General features: G+C 54.4%; 13 protein-coding genes. 10 read left to right on the top strand and 3 right to left on the bottom strand.

Features of this window, described 5'->3' with window-relative positions:
• The first annotated feature begins 7 nt into the window (after positions 1-7).
• Positions 8-775, top strand: coding sequence for a response regulator (locus NST69_RS21030; protein ID WP_036731619.1), 768 nt, complete (start codon positions 8-10; stop codon positions 773-775).
• Between the two features lie 214 nt (positions 776-989).
• Here NST69_RS21030 and NST69_RS21025 read toward each other — a convergent pair whose 3' ends face one another.
• Positions 990-1,820, bottom strand: a complete 831-nt coding sequence (locus NST69_RS21025; protein ID WP_051478555.1) for an AraC family transcriptional regulator — start codon at positions 1,818-1,820, stop codon at positions 990-992.
• A 121-nt stretch (positions 1,821-1,941) separates the two neighbouring features.
• Between NST69_RS21025 and NST69_RS21020 the strand changes: the two genes are divergently transcribed.
• The 4 genes from NST69_RS21020 to NST69_RS21005 are packed head-to-tail and all read left to right on the top strand — an operon-like array spanning position 1,942 to position 8,054.
• A complete protein-coding gene (locus NST69_RS21020; protein WP_342547031.1) occupies positions 1,942-3,084 on the top strand; it encodes a DUF2264 domain-containing protein in 1,143 nt (380 codons plus the stop codon).
• 38 nt (positions 3,085-3,122) lie between these two features.
• Positions 3,123-4,934, top strand: coding sequence for a hypothetical protein (locus NST69_RS21015; protein ID WP_342547030.1), 1,812 nt, complete (start codon positions 3,123-3,125; stop codon positions 4,932-4,934).
• 44 nt (positions 4,935-4,978) lie between these two features.
• Positions 4,979-6,115, top strand: coding sequence for a glycoside hydrolase family 88 protein (locus NST69_RS21010; RefSeq protein ID WP_342547029.1), 1,137 nt, complete (start codon positions 4,979-4,981; stop codon positions 6,113-6,115).
• Positions 6,116-6,128: 13 nt separating this feature from the next.
• Positions 6,129-8,054 carry a DUF2264 domain-containing protein gene (locus NST69_RS21005; protein WP_342547028.1) on the top strand — a complete coding sequence of 642 codons (1,926 nt, stop codon included), beginning with the start codon at positions 6,129-6,131 and terminating at the stop codon, positions 8,052-8,054.
• A 212-nt stretch (positions 8,055-8,266) separates the two neighbouring features.
• Here the strand turns inward: NST69_RS21005 and NST69_RS21000 are convergent, their stop codons facing one another.
• Entirely contained in the window at positions 8,267-9,856 is a 1,590-nt protein-coding gene (locus NST69_RS21000) for a response regulator (protein WP_342550204.1), read from the bottom strand.
• A 60-nt stretch (positions 9,857-9,916) separates the two neighbouring features.
• Positions 9,917-11,725 (bottom strand): sensor histidine kinase, encoded by a 1,809-nt coding sequence (locus tag NST69_RS20995; RefSeq protein ID WP_342547027.1) that lies wholly within the window; start codon positions 11,723-11,725, stop codon positions 9,917-9,919.
• Positions 11,726-11,916: 191 nt separating this feature from the next.
• On the opposite strand from NST69_RS20995, the gene NST69_RS20990 reads away from it, so the two are divergent.
• From NST69_RS20990 to NST69_RS20970, 5 genes are all read left to right on the top strand, one after another.
• Positions 11,917-13,269, top strand: a complete 1,353-nt coding sequence (locus NST69_RS20990) for an extracellular solute-binding protein (protein WP_341167580.1) — start codon at positions 11,917-11,919, stop codon at positions 13,267-13,269.
• A gap of 85 nt (positions 13,270-13,354) precedes the next feature.
• Positions 13,355-14,245, top strand: coding sequence for a sugar ABC transporter permease (locus tag NST69_RS20985; RefSeq protein ID WP_036731631.1), 891 nt, complete (start codon positions 13,355-13,357; stop codon positions 14,243-14,245).
• 12 nt (positions 14,246-14,257) lie between these two features.
• A complete protein-coding gene (locus NST69_RS20980) occupies positions 14,258-15,082 on the top strand; it encodes a carbohydrate ABC transporter permease (RefSeq protein WP_036731633.1) in 825 nt (274 codons plus the stop codon).
• 120 nt (positions 15,083-15,202) lie between these two features.
• Entirely contained in the window at positions 15,203-17,206 is a 2,004-nt protein-coding gene (locus NST69_RS20975) for a beta-galactosidase (protein ID WP_342547026.1), read from the top strand.
• 304 nt (positions 17,207-17,510) lie between these two features.
• Positions 17,511-18,782 carry a glycoside hydrolase family 30 beta sandwich domain-containing protein gene (locus NST69_RS20970; protein ID WP_342550203.1) on the top strand — a complete coding sequence of 424 codons (1,272 nt, stop codon included), beginning with the start codon at positions 17,511-17,513 and terminating at the stop codon, positions 18,780-18,782.
• Positions 18,783-19,062: the final 280 nt, after the last annotated feature.

Raw genomic sequence — 19,062 nt, 5'->3', positions numbered from 1 at the left:
GACCGCTATGTATACCGCTATCATTGCCGAGGACAGCAAGCCGATTCTGCGGAATATCGAAGCTTTGATGCGCTCCACGGAGCTGCCTGTGCAGATTGCCTTCACCGCGTCGAACGGACTGGATGCACTGGAGTACATCAAGGCCAACCCGGTGGATATCCTGCTGACCGATATCCGCATGCCCAAGCTGGACGGGCTGGCGCTGATCGGGCAGTGCCGGCAGGTGAATCCGGCGCTCAAGGCGGTGCTGATCAGCGGCTACAGCGACTTCGAGTATACGCGCAAAGCGCTAAACCTTCAGGTATTCGACTATCTGCTGAAGCCGGTGGAGCGGGAACAGCTGGCTGAGGTGATGCAGCGGCTGGTCGCCCATCTGGAGGAGCAGGGGGGCAGCAGGAAGGGATTGCCGGAGGGATTGGTATCCCCCGGGCAGCCGCGGCCCAAGAGCAGCGAGGAGCTGTTCCGGCAATTGGAGCAATATTTGCAGCAGCATCTCTACTCCCAGCTCTCTATCACAGAGGTGGCGCTTCAGTTTCATGTCAGCCCGTCCTATGTCAGCCGGATCTTCAAGCGGCATTCGCAGCGGACCTTTGTGCATTACTACATGCAGCTTAAGATTACTGAAGCCTGCCGGCTGATCGCAGCCAAGCCGGAGCTGAAGGTGAAGGAGCTGTCGGAGGCGCTGGCTTTTGCAGACCAGCATTATTTCTCTAAGGTGTTCAAGGAATATATGGGTGTAAGTCCTACAGAGTATAGGGGAGGGGAACGGGGGTAACTAACAAAAAGCAAAAAGAATCGGAGGGGGAATTTGGAACTGTAGGAGCGTTAGCGACCGCCTTTGTATTTGGATTTCTACCGCGAAGAGCGGTTTTAATCAGGGAATCCAAATTGGGCAGCGGCCGGAAGTCCAAATGTTCGCCGCAGTGACGACCAAGCTTCGAGTTATATCGTTCATTTTACGGCAGCGCTGCGGATAGGCGGTGCCGTTTTTATTTGCCGTATTTTCCTGGAGGAATGCCCGTGATGTTCTTGAAGGTGCGGATGAAATTGGCATAATCATTGAAGCCGGACAGGTAGCAGGTATCGGACACGGAGTTGCCGGCGGACAGGAGCTGCTTGGATAACGCGATCTTTTTAAGCAGCACATAACGGTAGATGGTGCCTCCGGTCTGCTGCTTGAACAGATGGCTGAGATAATATTTATCCAGATTCAGCTCCCCGGCGATATGCCCCAGCGATAGATTCAGGTGCAGGTGGTTGTCGATATAACTCATGGCAGATTGAATATGGGAAGATATGATGCTAGGCACTACGGCACGGGTGCGGCTGTACAGCTCGTTGACCAGCACCAGAATCTGAATCAGATACGTCAGGGCCAGCACCTCGCTGCCGTACTGCTTGCGCTCCAGGGCTGTAATCAGCTGTGAGGAGAGGGCGGTATATTCTGAGAGCAGCGGCTCCTCCATCCGGGCCAAGTTATTCTCCCCGGGCTGGCGGTTCTGGAAGCAAGCCAGCAGATTCGTGGTCGACGTACAGAACGGATAAACCAGCGGTGCTTTGAAATGAATGGTCAGCCGCTCATAAGGCTCGGGGGAGCGGTTGATGATTTTATGAATCTCATGATTGTTGAATAACAGGACGTCGCCGCGCACCAGCGGATAGCTGTACTGGTCCACGAAGCCGTTCACGCTGCCGCCGAGGAACAGGAAGATTTCATAGTGGTCATGGATATGGAAATCTCGCGTCGGCGAGATCGGGGAATTGCCGATACCGGCCAGAATATCGCCGTCGAACGATTCATAATACCGGGCATGCTTCATCGTTACTGCCCCTTTCTTGTTGATCACAATATACGCAATAAATCATCATTATTCGCAAAGACATTGCTATAATACCACAATACACTAGAGAAGAAGAATACCTGAGAGGGTGGAACTAGGGATGAGTGGGATAGAACAGCGTAAATACTGGCTGGATACGATGCTGCGGATTGGAACGCCGGTCCTGGAGGCGCTCTCTGCGCGGAAACTGAAAGAACAGTTACCTGCGGAGTTTCATAGCGGGCGCAGTCAGTTTGCGCATCTGGAGGCTTTTGCACGGCTGGCCTGCGGAATGGCTCCCTGGCTGGAGCTTCAGGGACTGGAGGGTGAAGAGGAGCGCTTAAGAGCCCGTTATGCCGGGCTGATGCTGGAAGCGATTGATGCGGCGGTCGATCCACAATCGCCTGACTATATGGAATTCAAGACCGAAGGCCAGCCGCTGGTCGATGCGGCATTTCTGGCCCATGCTCTGGTGCGTGCACCGAAAGCGGTTACAGCCCGGCTTAGTACACGGGTTAAAGGCAATCTGATTACGGCGCTTAAGCAGACGCGGCGGACCGCCCCCAGCGGCAGCAACTGGCTGCTGTTCAGTGCGATGGTGGAAGCAGCGTTATACCTGCTGGGCGATCCGGAGTATGACCGGATGCGCGTGGGTTATGCGGTCCACATGTTCATGGACTGGTACAAGGGTGACGGAGTCTACGGGGACGGGAAGGACTTCCACTGGGATTATTACAACAGCTTTGTCATTCAGCCGATGCTGTTGGATGTGGTTACCCTTTTCGAACAGGAGAATGAGGAGTATGCCCGGCTTAGACCCTTGGTCCTGCAGCGGGCGCAGAGATATGCATCCGTGCTGGAGCGCAGTATCGCCCCTGATGGAACGTATCCGTTCCTCGGGCGTTCGATTGTCTACCGGTTCGGGGCATTTCAGCTGCTGTCGCAGGCGGCGCTCCAGCATTTCCTGGAAAACTCGCTGCCTCCGGCCCAGGTGCGCTGCGCCTTGACCGCAGTCATTAACCGGATTATGCAATACCCGGACACGCTGGATGAGAACGGCTGGCTGCAGCCGGGGATCTACGGCTATCAGCCGGAGCTGGCCGAGAGCTACATTAATACAGGCAGTCTGTATCTGTGCGCCGCTGTTTTCCTGCCGCTGGGCTTACTTCCTGCTGATCCCTTCTGGTCGGGCGAGGATATGAAATGGACGGCACGGAGAATCGCGGACGGCGAGAATGTGATGCGGGACCATGCTTTGGAATAAGGGATGCAGACAGACTGAACAGGAGAGGGAGCTTAGGCATGAACATACAGGAACTTAAGGCAATCGCAGAGAACATGAAGCCGGCAGATCTCAGCTTATATTATCCGCAAGGGGATTCGGCCGCTTTTTGGAGTGATGCGGGATCTTCTCAAGTCTTACAAGCCAGTCTCAGTGAGATTCGTGCAGAGGCACGGAGGCTGGAAGGGCAGCCTATACCGCTGCTGACGTACAGTCTGTTTACCCTTTTCCGGCAGACGGGGTCGAGACTGGAGTATGAGCGGCCTTATTTTGAACGGAGAAGAAGGCTGAATACGTATGTGTTCCTAAGTCTGCTGGAGCCGGAGAACGCAGCAGCTCTGGAGCAACTGACAGATATTCTATGGGCGATCTGCGATGAGTACACATGGTGCGTTCCCGCCCATCTTCCTGAGAAGCATGAGGCTGCTGAGATCAACCGCCATATCGATCTGTTCTCCGCCGAGACAGGCTTTACTTTAAGTGAATGTCTGCTGCTGGTCGGGGAGCGTCTCCCGCTGCTGCTCCGTTCCCGGATACGCAGTGAGGTGGAGAATAGAATCTTCCAGCCGTTCCTTGCGCATGGCCCTTATTTCTGGGAGACCTCCACTCACAATTGGGCGGCGGTCTGTGCGGGCTCTGTGGGTGCGGCTGCACTGCTCCTTGTGAAGGACAAGGACATGCTGGCGGAAATCTTGCTGAAGACAGAGAGCAGCATGAATTATTATCTGCAGGGCTTCGGGGCAGACGGGGCCTGCCAGGAGGGGCTGGGCTATTGGAATTACGGGTTCGGCTATTTCACTTATTACAGCGATCTGCTCCGTGCAAGAAGCGGAGGCAGGCTGGATTGGTTCAAGCAGGAAAAGGTGGCACAGATCGCCCGCTTCCAGCAGCAATGCTTCATTGACGGCAGCTATGTCGCCAATTTCTCCGATTCAGTGCCCCGGGTGCGGGTGCATATGGGACTCTCTCATTATCTGGCGGACGTCTATCCGGATGTCCTGCGCCCGCCGTCTGCGCTGCGCGCCCCGTTCACGGAGGATCACTGCAGCCGCTTCGCACCGGCTCTGCGCAATCTGATCTGGACAAGAGCCGGGGAGGAGAATGAGTCATGGGAGGCTGGCAGCAGCTATCTGCCCGATGCCGCTTGGCTCGTATCGCGGCATGTCTCTGGGGCGGGCGCCTTCGGCTTCGCGGCCAAGGGCGGCCACAACGACGAGCCGCATAACCATAATGACCTGGGCCAATTCATTCTGAGCGGCCGGGGGGAGATCTTCGCGGCTGATCTGGGCAGCGGAGAGTACACGGCGGACTATTTCGGTGCCGGCCGTTACGGCTATGACTGCAACGGGTCGCAGGGCCACAGCGTGCCGATTATTGACGGCCAGTACCAGGGGGCAGGACGGGAGTTCCAGGCAACGGTGCTGCATGCATCGGCAGCGGCGGCGAAGGATGAGCTGACGCTGGAGCTGGCCCGGGCGTACCCGGTAGCCGGACTGCAATCCTTGGTCCGTTCGCTGGTCTGGCATAAGGAGGAAATGCCTCGTCTGGAGCTGACAGATACTTACCGGTATGACGGAACTCCGGCAAGCTGGACGGAACGGTTCGTAACGTGGCGCAGACCGGAGTTGACGGGTACAGGGCGAGTACTGCTACCGGGTGCCGAAGGCCACGGCGTTCAGGTGATCTACGATCCGCAGATCGTCCGGCCGGAGATTACCGCACATGTGTACCAGGATCACTATGGCCAGGACACGGTGTGGCATACTCTGGACTTCCAGGTTCTCCAGCCCGGAGCAGATGGCGTATTGGTGTTTACTTTTGAATTTATGTAAGACGCACTGCACGGCTATATCATTCACACAAAGGCGGGATTCAAATGAACAGAACCATAGATCAGGCTTGGGTAGATGAGGCTTGGAGTAAGGCACTGGAGAAGACGAGAACGAACAGTATCAGCATCGGAGCCGAATTCCCGCATGCCAGTCAAGGCGGCAAATATGTCCTGGAGGTACCAAGCTGGTGGACCGCCGGCTTCTGGCCGGGCATGCTCTGGCAGCTCTATGCCGAGAGCGGCGATGAGAGCCTGAAGGCAGTAGCCGAGCGCTGCGAAGAGCGGCTGGATGAGGTGCTGGACGGCTACGTGAAGCTGGATCATGACCTTGGCTTCATGTGGCTGCTGACCAGCGTCGCCAATTACAAGCTGACGGGCAGTGAAGAATCACGGGTCCGCGGGCTGAAGGCCGCCAACTATCTTGCCGCCCGCTTCAACCTGAAGGGCCGCTATATCCGGGCCTGGAATCCCTGGAGAGAAGGCGAGGACAACAGCGGGGTCGCCATTATTGACTGCAGCATGAACACCAGCCTGCTGTTCTGGGCCTCCGAAGTCACCGGAGACCCGCGTTACCGGCATATCGCGGAGGCGCATATGGATACGGTGCTGGAGCATTTCATCCGGCCGGACGGCTCCGTCTATCATATTGTCAACTTCAACCCGGAGACGGGCGAAGTGGTAGAGAAGCTGGGCGGACAGGGCTATGCGCCGGAATCGGCCTGGTCGCGCGGGGCGGCTTGGGCGCTCTACGGACTGGCGCTGGCCTATCATCATACCGGCAAGCTGAGCTACCTGCATGCGTCCAAGCAGGTTGCGCATTTCTTCCTGACCCGGCTGCCGGAGGATCAGGTGCCGCATTGGGATTTCCGCGCTCCCGGCGATGTCGGGGAGATCCGTGATACTTCAGCCGGTTCCTGCGCGGCAAGCGGTCTGCTGCTGCTGGCCGGGCTGGTGGAAGAATCAGAGGCTTATATCTACCGGAACGGGGCGCTTAGAATTACGGAATCTCTCTACCGTAATTACGGAACTTGGGACCATCCCGGCGAACAGGGGCTGCTTCTTCACGGCACCAGCAACTATCCTGAGGACCGGAACATTGATGTGCCGCTGATCTACGGGGATTTCTTCTATGTCGAGTCACTGGCCCGGATCAAGGGAGCAGGCCCGTTCTATTGGGAGTAGGGGGAGTATGATAATGACGAACAATAAGAGGACTCCGCTGGTTGAAAATCCGGGAACAGGCGATTCGGGGACGGGCAATCTGGCGATTCAGAGCAATCCGCTGAAGACCCGGGACGACCTGCTGGCTGCCCTTGACCAGCTCACAGAGCCGCTTCGGCCGCTCTATAGCAGAGGCTGCGCCAGACTTGAGATTGGGATTACCGGAGCAAGTTATCCGTCAGCCACCGCCGGAATGGAGGGCTTCTCCCGGGTACTCTGGGGACTGATTCCGCTGCTTGCCGGAGGCGGGAACAATGAGCTATGGCCCACTGTGCTGGATGGCATCCGGCACGGCACCGATCCGTCCCATGAGGAATATTGGGGCGATGTACGGGACTTTGACCAGCGGCTGGTGGAGATGGCTGCCTTCGGCTTTGCGCTTGCAGCAATCCCGGAGCACATCTGGTCCCCGCTTGCTCCGCAGGAGCAGGAGCATCTCTATAATTGGTTGAACCAGATCAATTCCCATCCCTGTTACGACTGTAACTGGCTGTTCTTCAATGTACTGGTGAATGTGGGCTTCCGTAAGGTAGGGCGGCCCTATGATGCGGTGCAGCTGGAGAGAAATCTGGCACGGATGGATGCGTTTTATCTGGGTGAAGGCTGGTACAGTGACGGTGTTGGCGGACACTGCGATTATTATGGGCCCTTCGCCATCCATTACTATTCGCTGCTGTATGCGAAGCTGATGGAACGGGAGGACCCGGAGCGTTCCCGGCTGTTCAAGGAACGCGCCCGGCTGTTTGCCGCTGAATTTATAGGCTGGTTCGCCCCGGATGGCGCTGCGCTTCCCTACGGCCGCAGTCTGGCCTACCGGTTCGCCCAGTCTGCATTCTGGAGCGCCCTGGCTTATGCAGAGGTGGAGGGCTTCTCTGCCGGTGTGGTCAAAGGCATCGTCCTGCGCAACCTGCGCTGGTGGTTCCGCCAGCCCATCTTCGATGCAGCCGGTGTGCTGACCATCGGATACATGTATCCGAATCTGGTCATGGCAGAGAATTATAATGCTCCCGGTTCGCCCTACTGGGCGCTGAAGACCTTCCTGCCGCTCGCTCTCGGCGAAGAGCATCCATTCTGGAGCGAACCAGAGCTGCCGCTGCCGGAGCTTCCGGCGGTGAGTGTGCAACATCCGCCGCATCTCGTCCTGGTGCGCGAGCCGGCTTCCGGTCATGTGGCCGCCTTCAACAGCGGGCATCTATCTACCAATGAGCATACGCATACCTCAGCCAAATACGAGAAATTCGTCTATTCTACAGGCTTCGGGTTCAGCGTTCCCCGTTCGGAATGGGGATTGTCACAGGGCGCCTATGATTCTATGCTTGCGCTAAGCGAAAGAGGAGATAACCTCTACCGGGTACGGCGCCGGAATCTGGAATCAGAGATTACGGACAACGTCCTGCGGTCGGTCTGGAAGCCATGGGCTGACGTCGAGGTACGGACCTGGATCATCGCGGGCCTGCCCTGGCATATCCGCATTCACCGGCTGGAGACAGGGCGGGCGCTGGATGCCGCCGAGGGCGGATTCGCGCTGGGCCAGGAAGCGGAGCCTACACAGCAGCTCAGCGGAATCGGCGCAGCGGCAGCTACAGCATGGGGTACGTGCGGCATCAAGGGGCTGACAGGCTACTCGAAGGCCGAGCTGATCTGGCCCAATGCGAATACGAACCTGCTTCGTCCCCGGACAGTGCTGCCTACCCTGACCGCTTCGCTTGAGCCTGGGGTGCATTGGCTGGCTTCTGCGGTATATGGCGATCCTTCGGCGAACCCGCCAGTGGATGGGGGAGGCACCCCCGGCCTGGTTCTGGAGCAGACCCCTGAAGTCTTGCTTAAGGTCAAATTCGCCGGAGATCGTATTACAGTGCTCACCTCTGGCGGAACAGAGATTAGCATTCCGGTGCAATAGGACAGCATTCTGGTAAATAGCGCAGTAGTCTGGTTAATAGTTCAGCATCGGCTTCTTAGCGTCATCATGCAAGAAGGCCAGCAGTCTCTCCGGTTGGAAAGGCTGCTGGCCTTCTATGCTCATGGACCAAATGTATGCGGAAAACCGAACACATTTGGCTAGCGCTTATCGATGGTACCTTAATCGGGACACGGCAAACCTTCAGGATGCGTTTACTCCGTATTGCTGCGGAACTGATTGGGCGTGAGTCCTTTATACTTTTTGAACACCTGATAGAAATATTTCGTATCATTATACCCGGACTGCAGCGCGATATCCTCGATCCGCATTCCGGGATCTTTGAATAGCTGGCAGGCATGTTCAATACGGACCTTATGCAGATAATCGATGAAGCTGATCTTAAGCTGCTGCTTGAACAGCAGGCTTAAATATCCCGGGGTAATATAGATCTCTCTGGCGACGATCTCGCGGTTGATATCCTTCATGAAGTGCTCGCCGATATAGCTCTTGGCCGCTTCGAGCAGCTTGTTGCTGTTCTTCTTGGACGTCAGATGCTCACTGACCCGCTGGGCCGTCTCCAGCAGAGACTGAAAAAGATTATCCAGACTGGAGCGGGACAGGACATGGATCAGCTCGGTCAGATTCTGCCCGAACACCTTGTTCACGTTGACATTGTTCTCGATGCATAATTTATAGAGCGCGAAGAACAGCGCGAAGCTCGACTTGATCACCTGGTCCCTGGACACCGTCTCGGGCTGCAGGGCAACATTGAACAGCGTCAGCTTATCGGCAATATCCCCGGAAGAGCCGCCGCGTACCGCCTTCAGCACCTCCTGCTCCTCATGCAGGGGATAGGAGGATTGAGAGGACTCGGCATCGAATTCGCCACTGTACTCCACGATTTTTGCGATGCCGGTGTAGTTGGTTGTATTCAGGGCCTGGCAGGCTTCCACGAACGAGTGGCGCAGATGCTCAATATTCTTGTCAATACTTCCGATCCCGGCGGATACGGTGAACTTCAGGAAGCTGGCGATATTCTCCTGAATAATCCGGATATAACCGCTTAATTCCTCCTGATCCGGCAGCTCGTCCATATTGAGAATTAGCACAATATCGTCCTGATGCTCGAAGGCAACGCAGAGCACAGTCTCCGGCAGCGACTCCTCGCAGATATTCTTCAGCCCGTACTTCAGCAGCTCCGTATCCTCATGCATATACTTCTCATGCAGCAGCTGGAAATTGTCAATCCGCAGCAGAATGATGCCGTACAGCAAATAGGGGAAAACCAGCTGGTTCATCTTCAGATTAGCCAGCAGCCGGGAATACGCGGGACTCTCAGTGAGGATGAGCTGGCTTAACGTCTTCTCCTTCAGCAGGGGCAGACTCTCCCGGAACCCTTGCCGCAGATGCTCAAGCGTGGTAATCTCCAGCTTCTCCGATTGAATCTGCTCCGTGATGGCCAGAACCGTGCTCAGAATCTCCTGCCGGCGGCTCGGCTTCAGCAGATAGTTACTGACCCCGGATCTTATGGCTTGCTGGGCATAGGCGAAATCATCGTATCCGCTCATAATGACCGATTTGACGCTGGGGTATTTCTCGGAGACAACCTTGATTAACTCCAGGCCGTCCATTTGCGGCATCCGGATATCTGTTAGCATGATATCGACGGCATAGCTATCCAGGAGTTCAAGTGCCTCAAGACCGTCTCTGGCTTCGCCTGCAATATGGATGCCGTGCGAATGCCAGTCAATCAGGGTCTTTATGCCTACCCGCGCCCGCTCCTCATCATCCACAATAATCATATTATACAAGGGACATCCCCTCCAATCTGTATTCGTATTATTTATTCGCTCTGGCTTCGTCTATTCTTGCATGTCAGTTACAATCACCGGAACTACGATCTCCACACGCGTGCCTTCTCCGGGGACACTGGAATAGTTCAAGGCATAGTCACCTTTATAAAAATGCTTCAGCCGTGCCTGGACATTCTGCACCGCATAGCCACCGACATCCCGGGCCGTGTAGACATCCGTCTCATCAGGCATGGTGAGAATCTTTTGCAGCGTCTCCTCGCTCATGCCGCTCCCGTTATCCTCAATCACGAAGATCAGCTTCTCTCCGCGGCGTTGTCCGCTGATGCTTACCCGTCCGCCGCCGCGCTTGCGTTCAATGCCGTGGATCAGCGCGTTCTCAATGAACGGCTGCAGGCTGAGCTTCAGGATGACATAGGCGTACAGCTCCTCAGGAATGTCGATCACATACTCGAGCGATTCCTGGAACCGCATCTTCTGGAGCGACAGATACAGCTCAATCAGCTCTTTTTCCTTGGCTACGCTGGTGAAGCTCTTGCCCTGATTCAGACTTAACCGGAACAGCCGGGAGAGGTTGATCACCATCTCGCTGATCTTGTCCTGCCCTGCCGCCTCCGCCTCCCAGAAGATCGTGTCGAGCATATTGTACAGAAAATGGGGGTTGATCTGCGATTGCAGAGCCTTCAGCTCCGCTTCCTGCTCCTTCAGCTTCAGCAGATAGGCATCGTCCACCAGCGCCTTGATGTTGCCGACCATATTATTGTAGCCCCGGCTCAGCTGGCCGATCTCATCCCAATATTTGATCTCCACCTTCTCCTCGAACTGCCCGTTCTGGAAGCGCCGCATCGACAGCAGCAGCGTCTTGATCGGCGCGGTCAGGAAGGAGGAGAAGAACATCAGCAGGGGAATACTAAGCACCAGGCTGGCTAATACCATCACGAGCACTGCTGATTTGATGGAATTAAGCTCTTGGGTCAGCGAACGGAGCGGAACACTGTACAGGGTGATCCAGCCATCTTCGTTGATGTTGTAATTCAGTAGCGTATCCTTGCCTTCCAGGCTGACGATGGTGTTGCCGGATAGTATGCCGGCTTTGGCCTGCTTCATTACGAAGTCTATAGCTTCGGGACTATAGGTCTCTTTGCCTGCCGACAGCAGCTGTGTGCCCTGTTCACTCAGAATGAGGATGCCGTGATCCTTGTCATACAGATTCGTCAGATAGGTTCTGCGGATGGTCTCCAGATTAATGCCGACGAACACAAAGCCGATCCGGTTCCCGTTCACAATATCGCGGATAATCCGGGTCATGCCGAGCTTGTCATTTCGGTTACTCTGAATGAATACATTGTTCTCTTCTGTCAGCGGGAACCAGTAGGAGGCACCGTTTAAGGCAACGGTCTGTTTATAAGTATCATTTGAGGTAATTTTGCTCAAACTATACGCACCGCTGCTGTCATCGGTGGCAACCTGAAACAGCGGCTCGGACAAGCTGCCGTACAGAGCCAGATAGTCGAAGCTTCCGGTCACCAGCATCTGGTTCATGATCGACGCGGTGGGTCCGTTATAGAGCTGGTTCTCGATCTTCGCCGAATCCGGGGTATTGCTCCTCAGAGTGTCCTGAACGACTGGAGCGAGGCTGAATACCGTGACCCAGTCGGCTAACGTCTTTTGCATACGGGCGAGATTACTGTCGATCTGCTTGAGCACACTCTGGTTGGAATTGCTCACCTTATTGATAATCTGCTGCTTGGAGATCTTATAGGAGTATGCGCCCAGTGTGCAGGCCACCCCGGTGATCAGCAGGAAGATCAGAATCGTTATCTTGTATCGCAGGTTCATATTCAAGTAGTAGCGCAGCACAGGATCACTAACCTTTTTGATTTTTATCTTATGCGCAATGCCGAATATACACAAGGGAGTTGACAAGCGAAGTCGACAATTTTCAACATTACTCTCTTTTTCTCTACTGACCCTGACTCTAGTGCTCTGGTACGATGTGTTCAGAAACAAAGAAAGCAACCCACGATCAATAACAATTAGGGGGAAATGACATGGTTATGAATTCAAAATCCACACGTAATATACTGCTGGTTACGGCCCTTGCGGCAGTCTCGGTGCTTAGCGCATGCGGAGGCGGCAATGACAAGAACAATAATGCAGGCAGCAGCACGAACGGCGGTACAACCGGCTCTGCGGACAAGGAAGTAACGCTGCGTCTGTTCTCAAACCTTCCCGACCGTAAATCCGGCCAGGGGCTGGCAGAGCAAATGGTAATCGACAACTATATCAAAGCGAACCCCAATGTCAAGATCGATATCGAGACCCTCGCCGAGGAGCCATTCAAAAACAAGCTGAAGGCGTATATGGCCTCCAACGAAGCGCTGGATGTGACAATGGTTCACGGCGGAGCAGAGCTGAATACGCTGGTACAAGCCGGCTATGTGAAAGAGCTGAACCCTGCAGAATACGAAGGGGACACCTACAAATTCCTGCCGGGCGTCTACAAATCATTCACCTTTAACGACAAGCTCTACGGCTTGCCCCGCAACAGTGACTATGAAGTGATCTATTATAACAAAAAGCTGTTCGATGACAACGGCATCAAGATTCCTACCACCTACGCCGAATTGCTGGAAGCGGGCAAGCAGTTCCGCGCCAAAGGCATTGAGCCGATGTCGATGAACGGTAAGGACCTGTGGAGCTTCGCGGCCTTCTTCCAGGATCTTGTCGTACGCCTCACCGGCGATCAGAACCTGATGCTGGATGCGGTAGCGAAGAAGAAGAATTTCACTGGTGATGAGAACTTCCTAGCTGCGGCTAAGCTGCTGGCAGAAGCCAGAGACACCAAGCTGTTCCAGGAATCTTTCATGACAGCGGACTACGGCGCTTCCCAGAACCTGTTCACGCAAGGCCGGGCTGCTATGTGGTATATGGGCTCCTGGGAAGCAGGGATGGCAACGAATGACAAGCTGCCGGAAGACTTCCGCAACAATGTGAATGTACTGAAATTCCCGGTTGTCGAAGGCGGCAAAGGCAAGGACACCGATCTTTTGGCCTGGAACGGCGGAGGATATTCACTGGTGAGCAGCTCGAAGCATCCTGAAGAAGCCAAGAAGTTCTTCGATTATATGATGTCTGCCGATCAATGGGCCAAGATTGTATGGGATACCGGAGCGGCTGTACCGGCACAGAAATATGAGCTTACCGGCAAAGAGAGCGAGCTGCAGAAGCAACTGACTGAAGTTCTGACCGGGGCTACCAGCACAGCGGGTTCTATCGCCCTTGACTCCGGTACACCTAAGTTCAAGGATGATGCACAGAATGCCTTCGGCAAGTTCTTCGCTGGCGGGTCAACACCTGAACAGCTGCTGGCCGATCTTCAAAAGGCTGCGGAAACACAATAACAGATCACCACTATAGAGAATGAAAGGAGACGGGGCGGGAAGCATTCTTGCCCCTCTCTAATCTTAAGGATGGAGTTGGAGTTCCATGCAAAAAGTATTTAACAACAAAATGGCAATCTTTCTGTTCGTCTTTCCGGGGATTCTTCTGTTCGCCCTGACCTTTCTTGTGCCAATTGTGCTCAGCGCATATTACTCGTTCAGAGACACTTTGTCTCCGGGAACACCCTCGGCATTCATCGGATTCGCCAACTATACAGAGCTGCTGTTTCACGATTCCAGGTTCTGGCTGGCACTTAGAAATGCCGTACTGCTCGGTTTGGGCTTTATCCTGATCCAACATCCGATTGCCATCTTTTTTGCCATTATGCTGGACCGCCTAGGCGGTAAGGCAGAGAAGTGGTTCAGAACGATTTTCTTCATCCCATGTGTCATTTCTGTAGTCGTTATTTCAAAAATGTGGTTATCCCTGCTTGACCCGACTTTCGGCGCCTTCAACAAAATGCTGGATTCCCTGGGACTCGGCTTCCTTAAGCATGCTTGGCTGGGGGACAGCAGCACTGCGCTCGTCTCCATGTTATTCATCCTGATCTGGGCCGGCTTCGGCTGGGGACTGCTGTTCTATTATGCAGGACTCAAAGGCATTCCCGATGATATGTATGAAGCCGCTTCACTGGACGGAGCCTCCGGCTTCCGATTGCACTGGCGGATTACCGTTCCGCTGCTGTCACCGGTTATTACGGTGCAGATTACTTTGGCTATGATTACCGCCTTGAAACAGATGGAGACCGTGTTCCTGACCACTAACGGCGGTCCCGGCGATTCCACCCAATTCTTGGCCGTGTATCTCTATAACAAGGCGTTCTCGGCCAGCCAATATGGTTATGCCAACGCCATCTCGATTCTGTTCATTATTGTCTGCCTGCTTGCCACCTATCTCAGCAACAAACTGACCCGCAGTGATGCGACGGAATTCTAAGGAGGAATCACCATGACAAAAAGCACAAAAACCATACTATGGGTGTTCTTCCTGATCGTCGCCCTGGTTCAGCTGTTCCCGCTCATCTGGCTGGTAGATTTCTCATTCCTCAGCAGCAATGAATTCTACTCCTCCAGCGTCCTGAAATGGCCGAGCGATCCCCAGTGGCAGAACTATATCAATGCCTGGGTGGACGGCAAATTCCTGCGCTACTTCATTAACAGCGCCTTCGTTACCTCCGTAACCATTCTGTTAACGGTGATTCTGTCCCTTACGCTCGGCTATGCCTTTACCCGGATGCAGTGGAAGCTGCGCTCAGTCTTCTTCACCATTATCCTGCTGGGGATTATGATTCCGATTCATGCGACCCTGTTGCCTAACTTTGCCATCTTCAAGGCGCTGGGCTTGACGAATTCCTATCTCGGGCTGATCCTGCCATACACCGCAGTGTCTGTACCACTGGGGACCTTCATTCTGACCGGCTTCATGCGGAGCATTCCGCGGGCCATGGAAGAGTCCGCTGTAGTAGACGGCGCGAATATTTACCGGATTGTCTTCCAGATCATTGCACCGCTTACCGCGCCTGCACTGGTTACGGTCATCGTCACAACATTCCTGAACTGCTGGAATGAATTCATTATGGCATCAACCTTCCTGAGTAAGGATGCGCTGAAGACGCTGCCGTTCTCGGTTATGAACTTCGCCGGCCAGTATTCCTCAGACTACGGCTCACAATTTGCGGTCATGGTGCTGACCTCGATCCCTGCCATTGTCATCTACGCCATCTTCAACGAACAGATTACCAAGGGCGTGACAGCGGGCGCGGTAAAAGGCTGATCTTAAAGCGGACCAAACTCTAAGCGTATGCTATCAAAACTCTAAGAGTATGCTTCCGAAGCCAGTTTTGCGAAGAGAATTCAGGATGTATATGCTATCAAAACTTTCAGGAGGACTATAATGGATCACTTGTTATACGGCGTTGCTTATTATGATGAATACATGCCTTATGACCGTCTTACGCAGGACATCCAAATGATGAAGGATGCGGGCATTAATACCGTCCGGATTGCCGAATCGACCTGGAGCACACATGAGCCGCAGAATGGGGTATTCGACTTCTCCTCTGTACGTAGAGTGCTGGATGCGATGCATGAGGCCGGAATTCATGTCATTGTAGGAACACCTACCTATGCGGTTCCGGCCTGGATGGTCAAGGAGCACCCGGAGGTGCTGGCGGTCACCGTGAACGGGGAAGGCAAATATGGAGCCAGACAGATTATGGATATCACCAGTCCGGCGTATCTGTTCTACTCGGAGCGGATCATCCGCAAGCTGATGGCTGTGGTACATAAGCATCCGGCGGTGATCGGCTACCAGATCGATAATGAGACCAAGCATTATGAGACGGCCGGACCGAACGTCCAGCTTAGGTTCGTCAAGTACATGAGGGAGACCTACGGGACGCTCGAAGCCATCAACCACCAGTTCGGTCTGGATTATTGGAGTAACCGGATCGACAGCTGGGAGGACTTCCCGTCTATGGTGGGGACGATCAATGGCAGCCTGGGTGCGGAATTTGCCCGGTTCCAGCGGGGGCTGGTGAATGAGTTCCTGGCGTGGCAGGTCGGAATTGTGAATGAGTATAAGCAGCCGGGGCAGTTCACCACGCATAACTTCGATTTCGAGTGGCGGGGCTATTCCTTCGGTGTTCAGCCTTCGGTAGACCACTTTGCGGCTTCGCAGCCTTTTGACATTGCCGGTACAGATATTTATCATCCGTCCCAGGACCAGCTGACCGGTGCCGAGATTGCCTTCGGGGGAGATCTGATCCGCTCGCTGAAGCAGGATAATTACTTCGTGCTGGAGACGCAGGCGCAAGCGTTCCCGGAGTGGACGCCATATCCGGGACAGCTGCGGCAGCTGGCATTCAGCCATCTGGGCTCAGGGGCTTCGATGGTCGCTTACTGGCATTGGCATTCGATTCATAACTCCTTCGAGACCTACTGGAAGGGGCTGCTCAGCCATGACTTCCTGCCTAACCCGGTGTATAAGGAAGCTATGACTATCGGCGCGGACTTCAAGCGGTTAAGCGACCAGTTAATCGGACTGAAGAAGACCAGTAAGGTGGCCGTTATGGTCAGCAATGAAGCGCTGTCGGCGATCGAATGGTTCAAGCTGCCGGGAGGATTGATCTATAACGATGTGGTCCGCTGGATGTACGATGAACTCTATAAAATGAACATCGCCTGCGATTTCATCCAGCCGGGCAGCCCGCGCCTCAGTGAGTATGAGCTGGTTGTGGTTCCTGCGTTATACGCTGTCTCGGATGAGGCGCTTCAGCAATTGAATGACTACGTTCACAGCGGCGGCCATGTGGTCTATTCCTTCAAGAGCGGATTCACCGATGAACAGGTGAAGGTTCGTCATACGGCACAGCCAGGGATCATACATGAGGCCTGCGGGATTGCTTACAGTCATTTTGCCACGCCGAATGCGGTTACGGGACTTACCGGCAAGCTGTTCCCTGAGGGATCGGAAGCAGGCGTTCACACCGTCCGCACCTGGATGGAGATGATCGTTCCCGGTTCAGCGGAGGTGCTGGCCAGCTACGATCATCCCCAGTGGGGCGAATATGCTGCCGTCACCCGGAATACCTTCGGCGAAGGAACAGCCACCTACATCGGTTGTATGACCGGACCTGCCGCACTTGCGGAGATCCTGCGTGATACGCTCCAGCTGGCCGGGTTATGGGGAGCAGACCAGCAGCTGTCGTTCCCGCTCATCGTGAAGTCCGGCGTGAACCGCCAGGGCCAGACCATCCGTTACTACTACAACTACTCAGCCCAGCCGCTCAGCTTTAAATATCCGTACGAAGCCGGAACGGAACTGCTGTCCGGCAATCCGGTGATACAGGATGAGGAACTTACGCTTGGTGCTTGGGGCGTTATGATTATTAAATAAACATAACACTGGAGAACTTAATGAAGAGCGAAAAGGAACGGAGGGGAAATTTGGAACTGTAGGAGCGATAGCGTCCGCCTTTGTGTTTGAATTTCTACCGCTAACAGCGGTTCTAATCAGGAAATCCAAACACAACAGCGGCCGGAGGGCCAAATGTTCACCGTAGTGACGACCAAGCTCCCAGTCCAAACCTTAAGTGTGTTTTATATAATAAACATCTACAGCATTAGGAGGCATAAGCGTGGACGTGACAGGACAAGTATGGATATCGAGTACAGAAAATGAGCCTTGGGTATCCCATCCCCTGGAAGCCACCACTGCCGAAGCAGTGGATCTGGCGTTCACCGGACAATTGCATCAGAATATCGAAGGGTTCGGCGGATGCTTCAACGAGCTGGGGTTCGAGGCGCTCAATCTCCTCGCAGACGAGGACAGAAGCGCTGTGCTGCATTCGCTGTTTCACCCGGAAGGGGATCAGCGGTTCAGCATTTGCCGCCTGCCGATCGGGGCCAGCGACTATGCCCTGGAATGGTACAGCCTGAATGAGACCGACAGCGATTACGCCATGGAGCATTTCTCCATCGAGCGGGACCGCAAGTATCTGATCCCCTATATCCGCGAGGCTCTCAAGCTGAACCCGGAGCTGAAATTATTCGCTTCCCCCTGGAGTCCGCCAACGTGGATGAAATTCCCGCGCGTCTACAATTACGGCAGCTTGCGCTGGGAGAAGGATATTCTGGAGGCCTATGCGCTCTACTTTGTGAAGTTCGTCCAGGCTTATGCTGAAGAGGGAATTACCATTCATCAGGTACATGTTCAGAACGAAGTGGTGGCCGATCAGAAATTCCCTTCCTGCGTATGGACCGGCGGGCAACTGCTGGAATTCATCCGGGATTATCTGGGGCCGGCTTTTGAACAGCATGGACTTGCTACGGAGATCTGGCTGGGCACGATCAACGCGCCGGAGCCTTGGGACGAGTGGATGAAGAAGAAGGACAGCAGCTTCGATGCCTATGCCCATACAGTATTAAGTGATCCTGAAGCTTACAAGTATGTGAAGGGAGTCGGCTACCAGTGGGCAGGCAAATACGGCATCCAGCGTACGGTACAGGCCTATCCTGAACTGCGTTATATGCAGACGGAGAACGAATGCGGGGACGGGGAGAACACCTGGTTTTATGCCAAATACGTATTTAATCTGTATCAGCATTATTTCACTAACGGCGTGAACGCGTATATCTACTGGAATATGGTGTTGCTGCCTAAGGGGCGCAGTACGTGGGGATGGGAACAGAACTCCATGATTACTGTAGACCCTGGAGGCGTCAAGGCAGTGAACAATCCTGAGTTCTATGTCATGAAGCATTTCGCCCATTTCGTGGGTCCCGGCTCCAGCAGAATCGGACTCAAGGGCAAATGGACCGGCAATGCAGTCGCCTTCGAGACGCCGGAGGGCAGCCGGGTCCTCGTCATTGCCAATCCGTTCAAGGAATCGCGGACGGTTACCCTCTCGAATGACGGCACGCATTACAAGCTGGAGCTGGATGCGGAATCTTTTAATACCCTTTTGCTATAGAATAAACAGTAAAAACCGGCTCCACCATCCGCCGTCATCCCAGGGCATCTGCTGTGCACACCTATAACAATTGGAATTGTTCCGACCGTAATTTCCTGCTATAATTTTGGCAGGTTAGTTGATAGGGGGTTACACGGATGGCAACGAATTGCTCATTAGCTAGGGAGTCCTCATGCAGAGCCTGATCCGGGGCGATACTTTGCGTGGGGTGCGGCAGGACAATCTTGATCGCCCAAACAGATATTATCGTTTCTAATCGCAGGCTCTGCACCTTATTGCT

The organism is Paenibacillus sp. FSL P2-0089 (assembly GCF_038595095.1).
In the GTDB taxonomy this organism is placed as follows: Bacteria; Bacillota; Bacilli; order Paenibacillales; family Paenibacillaceae; genus Paenibacillus_AQ; species Paenibacillus_AQ silagei.
Note: the sequence above shows the minus strand (reverse complement) of the source record. Positions and strands in the feature narration are given on the sequence as shown.

Excerpts from the sequence above, each read along its gene's own strand:
- NST69_RS21030 (WP_036731619.1), top strand. The coding sequence starts at position 8 with ATGTATACCGCTATCATTGCCGAGGACAGCAAGCCGATTCTGCGGAAT.
- NST69_RS21025 (WP_051478555.1), bottom strand. The coding sequence starts at position 1,820 with ATGAAGCATGCCCGGTATTATGAATCGTTCGACGGCGATATTCTGGCC.
- NST69_RS21020 (WP_342547031.1), top strand. The coding sequence starts at position 1,942 with ATGAGTGGGATAGAACAGCGTAAATACTGGCTGGATACGATGCTGCGG.
- NST69_RS21015 (WP_342547030.1), top strand. The coding sequence starts at position 3,123 with ATGAACATACAGGAACTTAAGGCAATCGCAGAGAACATGAAGCCGGCA.
- NST69_RS21010 (WP_342547029.1), top strand. The coding sequence starts at position 4,979 with ATGAACAGAACCATAGATCAGGCTTGGGTAGATGAGGCTTGGAGTAAG.
- NST69_RS21005 (WP_342547028.1), top strand. The coding sequence starts at position 6,129 with ATGACGAACAATAAGAGGACTCCGCTGGTTGAAAATCCGGGAACAGGC.
- NST69_RS21000 (WP_342550204.1), bottom strand. The coding sequence starts at position 9,856 with ATGATTATTGTGGATGATGAGGAGCGGGCGCGGGTAGGCATAAAGACC.
- NST69_RS20990 (WP_341167580.1), top strand. The coding sequence starts at position 11,917 with ATGGTTATGAATTCAAAATCCACACGTAATATACTGCTGGTTACGGCC.
- NST69_RS20985 (WP_036731631.1), top strand. The coding sequence starts at position 13,355 with ATGCAAAAAGTATTTAACAACAAAATGGCAATCTTTCTGTTCGTCTTT.
- NST69_RS20980 (WP_036731633.1), top strand. The coding sequence starts at position 14,258 with ATGACAAAAAGCACAAAAACCATACTATGGGTGTTCTTCCTGATCGTC.
- NST69_RS20975 (WP_342547026.1), top strand. The coding sequence starts at position 15,203 with ATGGATCACTTGTTATACGGCGTTGCTTATTATGATGAATACATGCCT.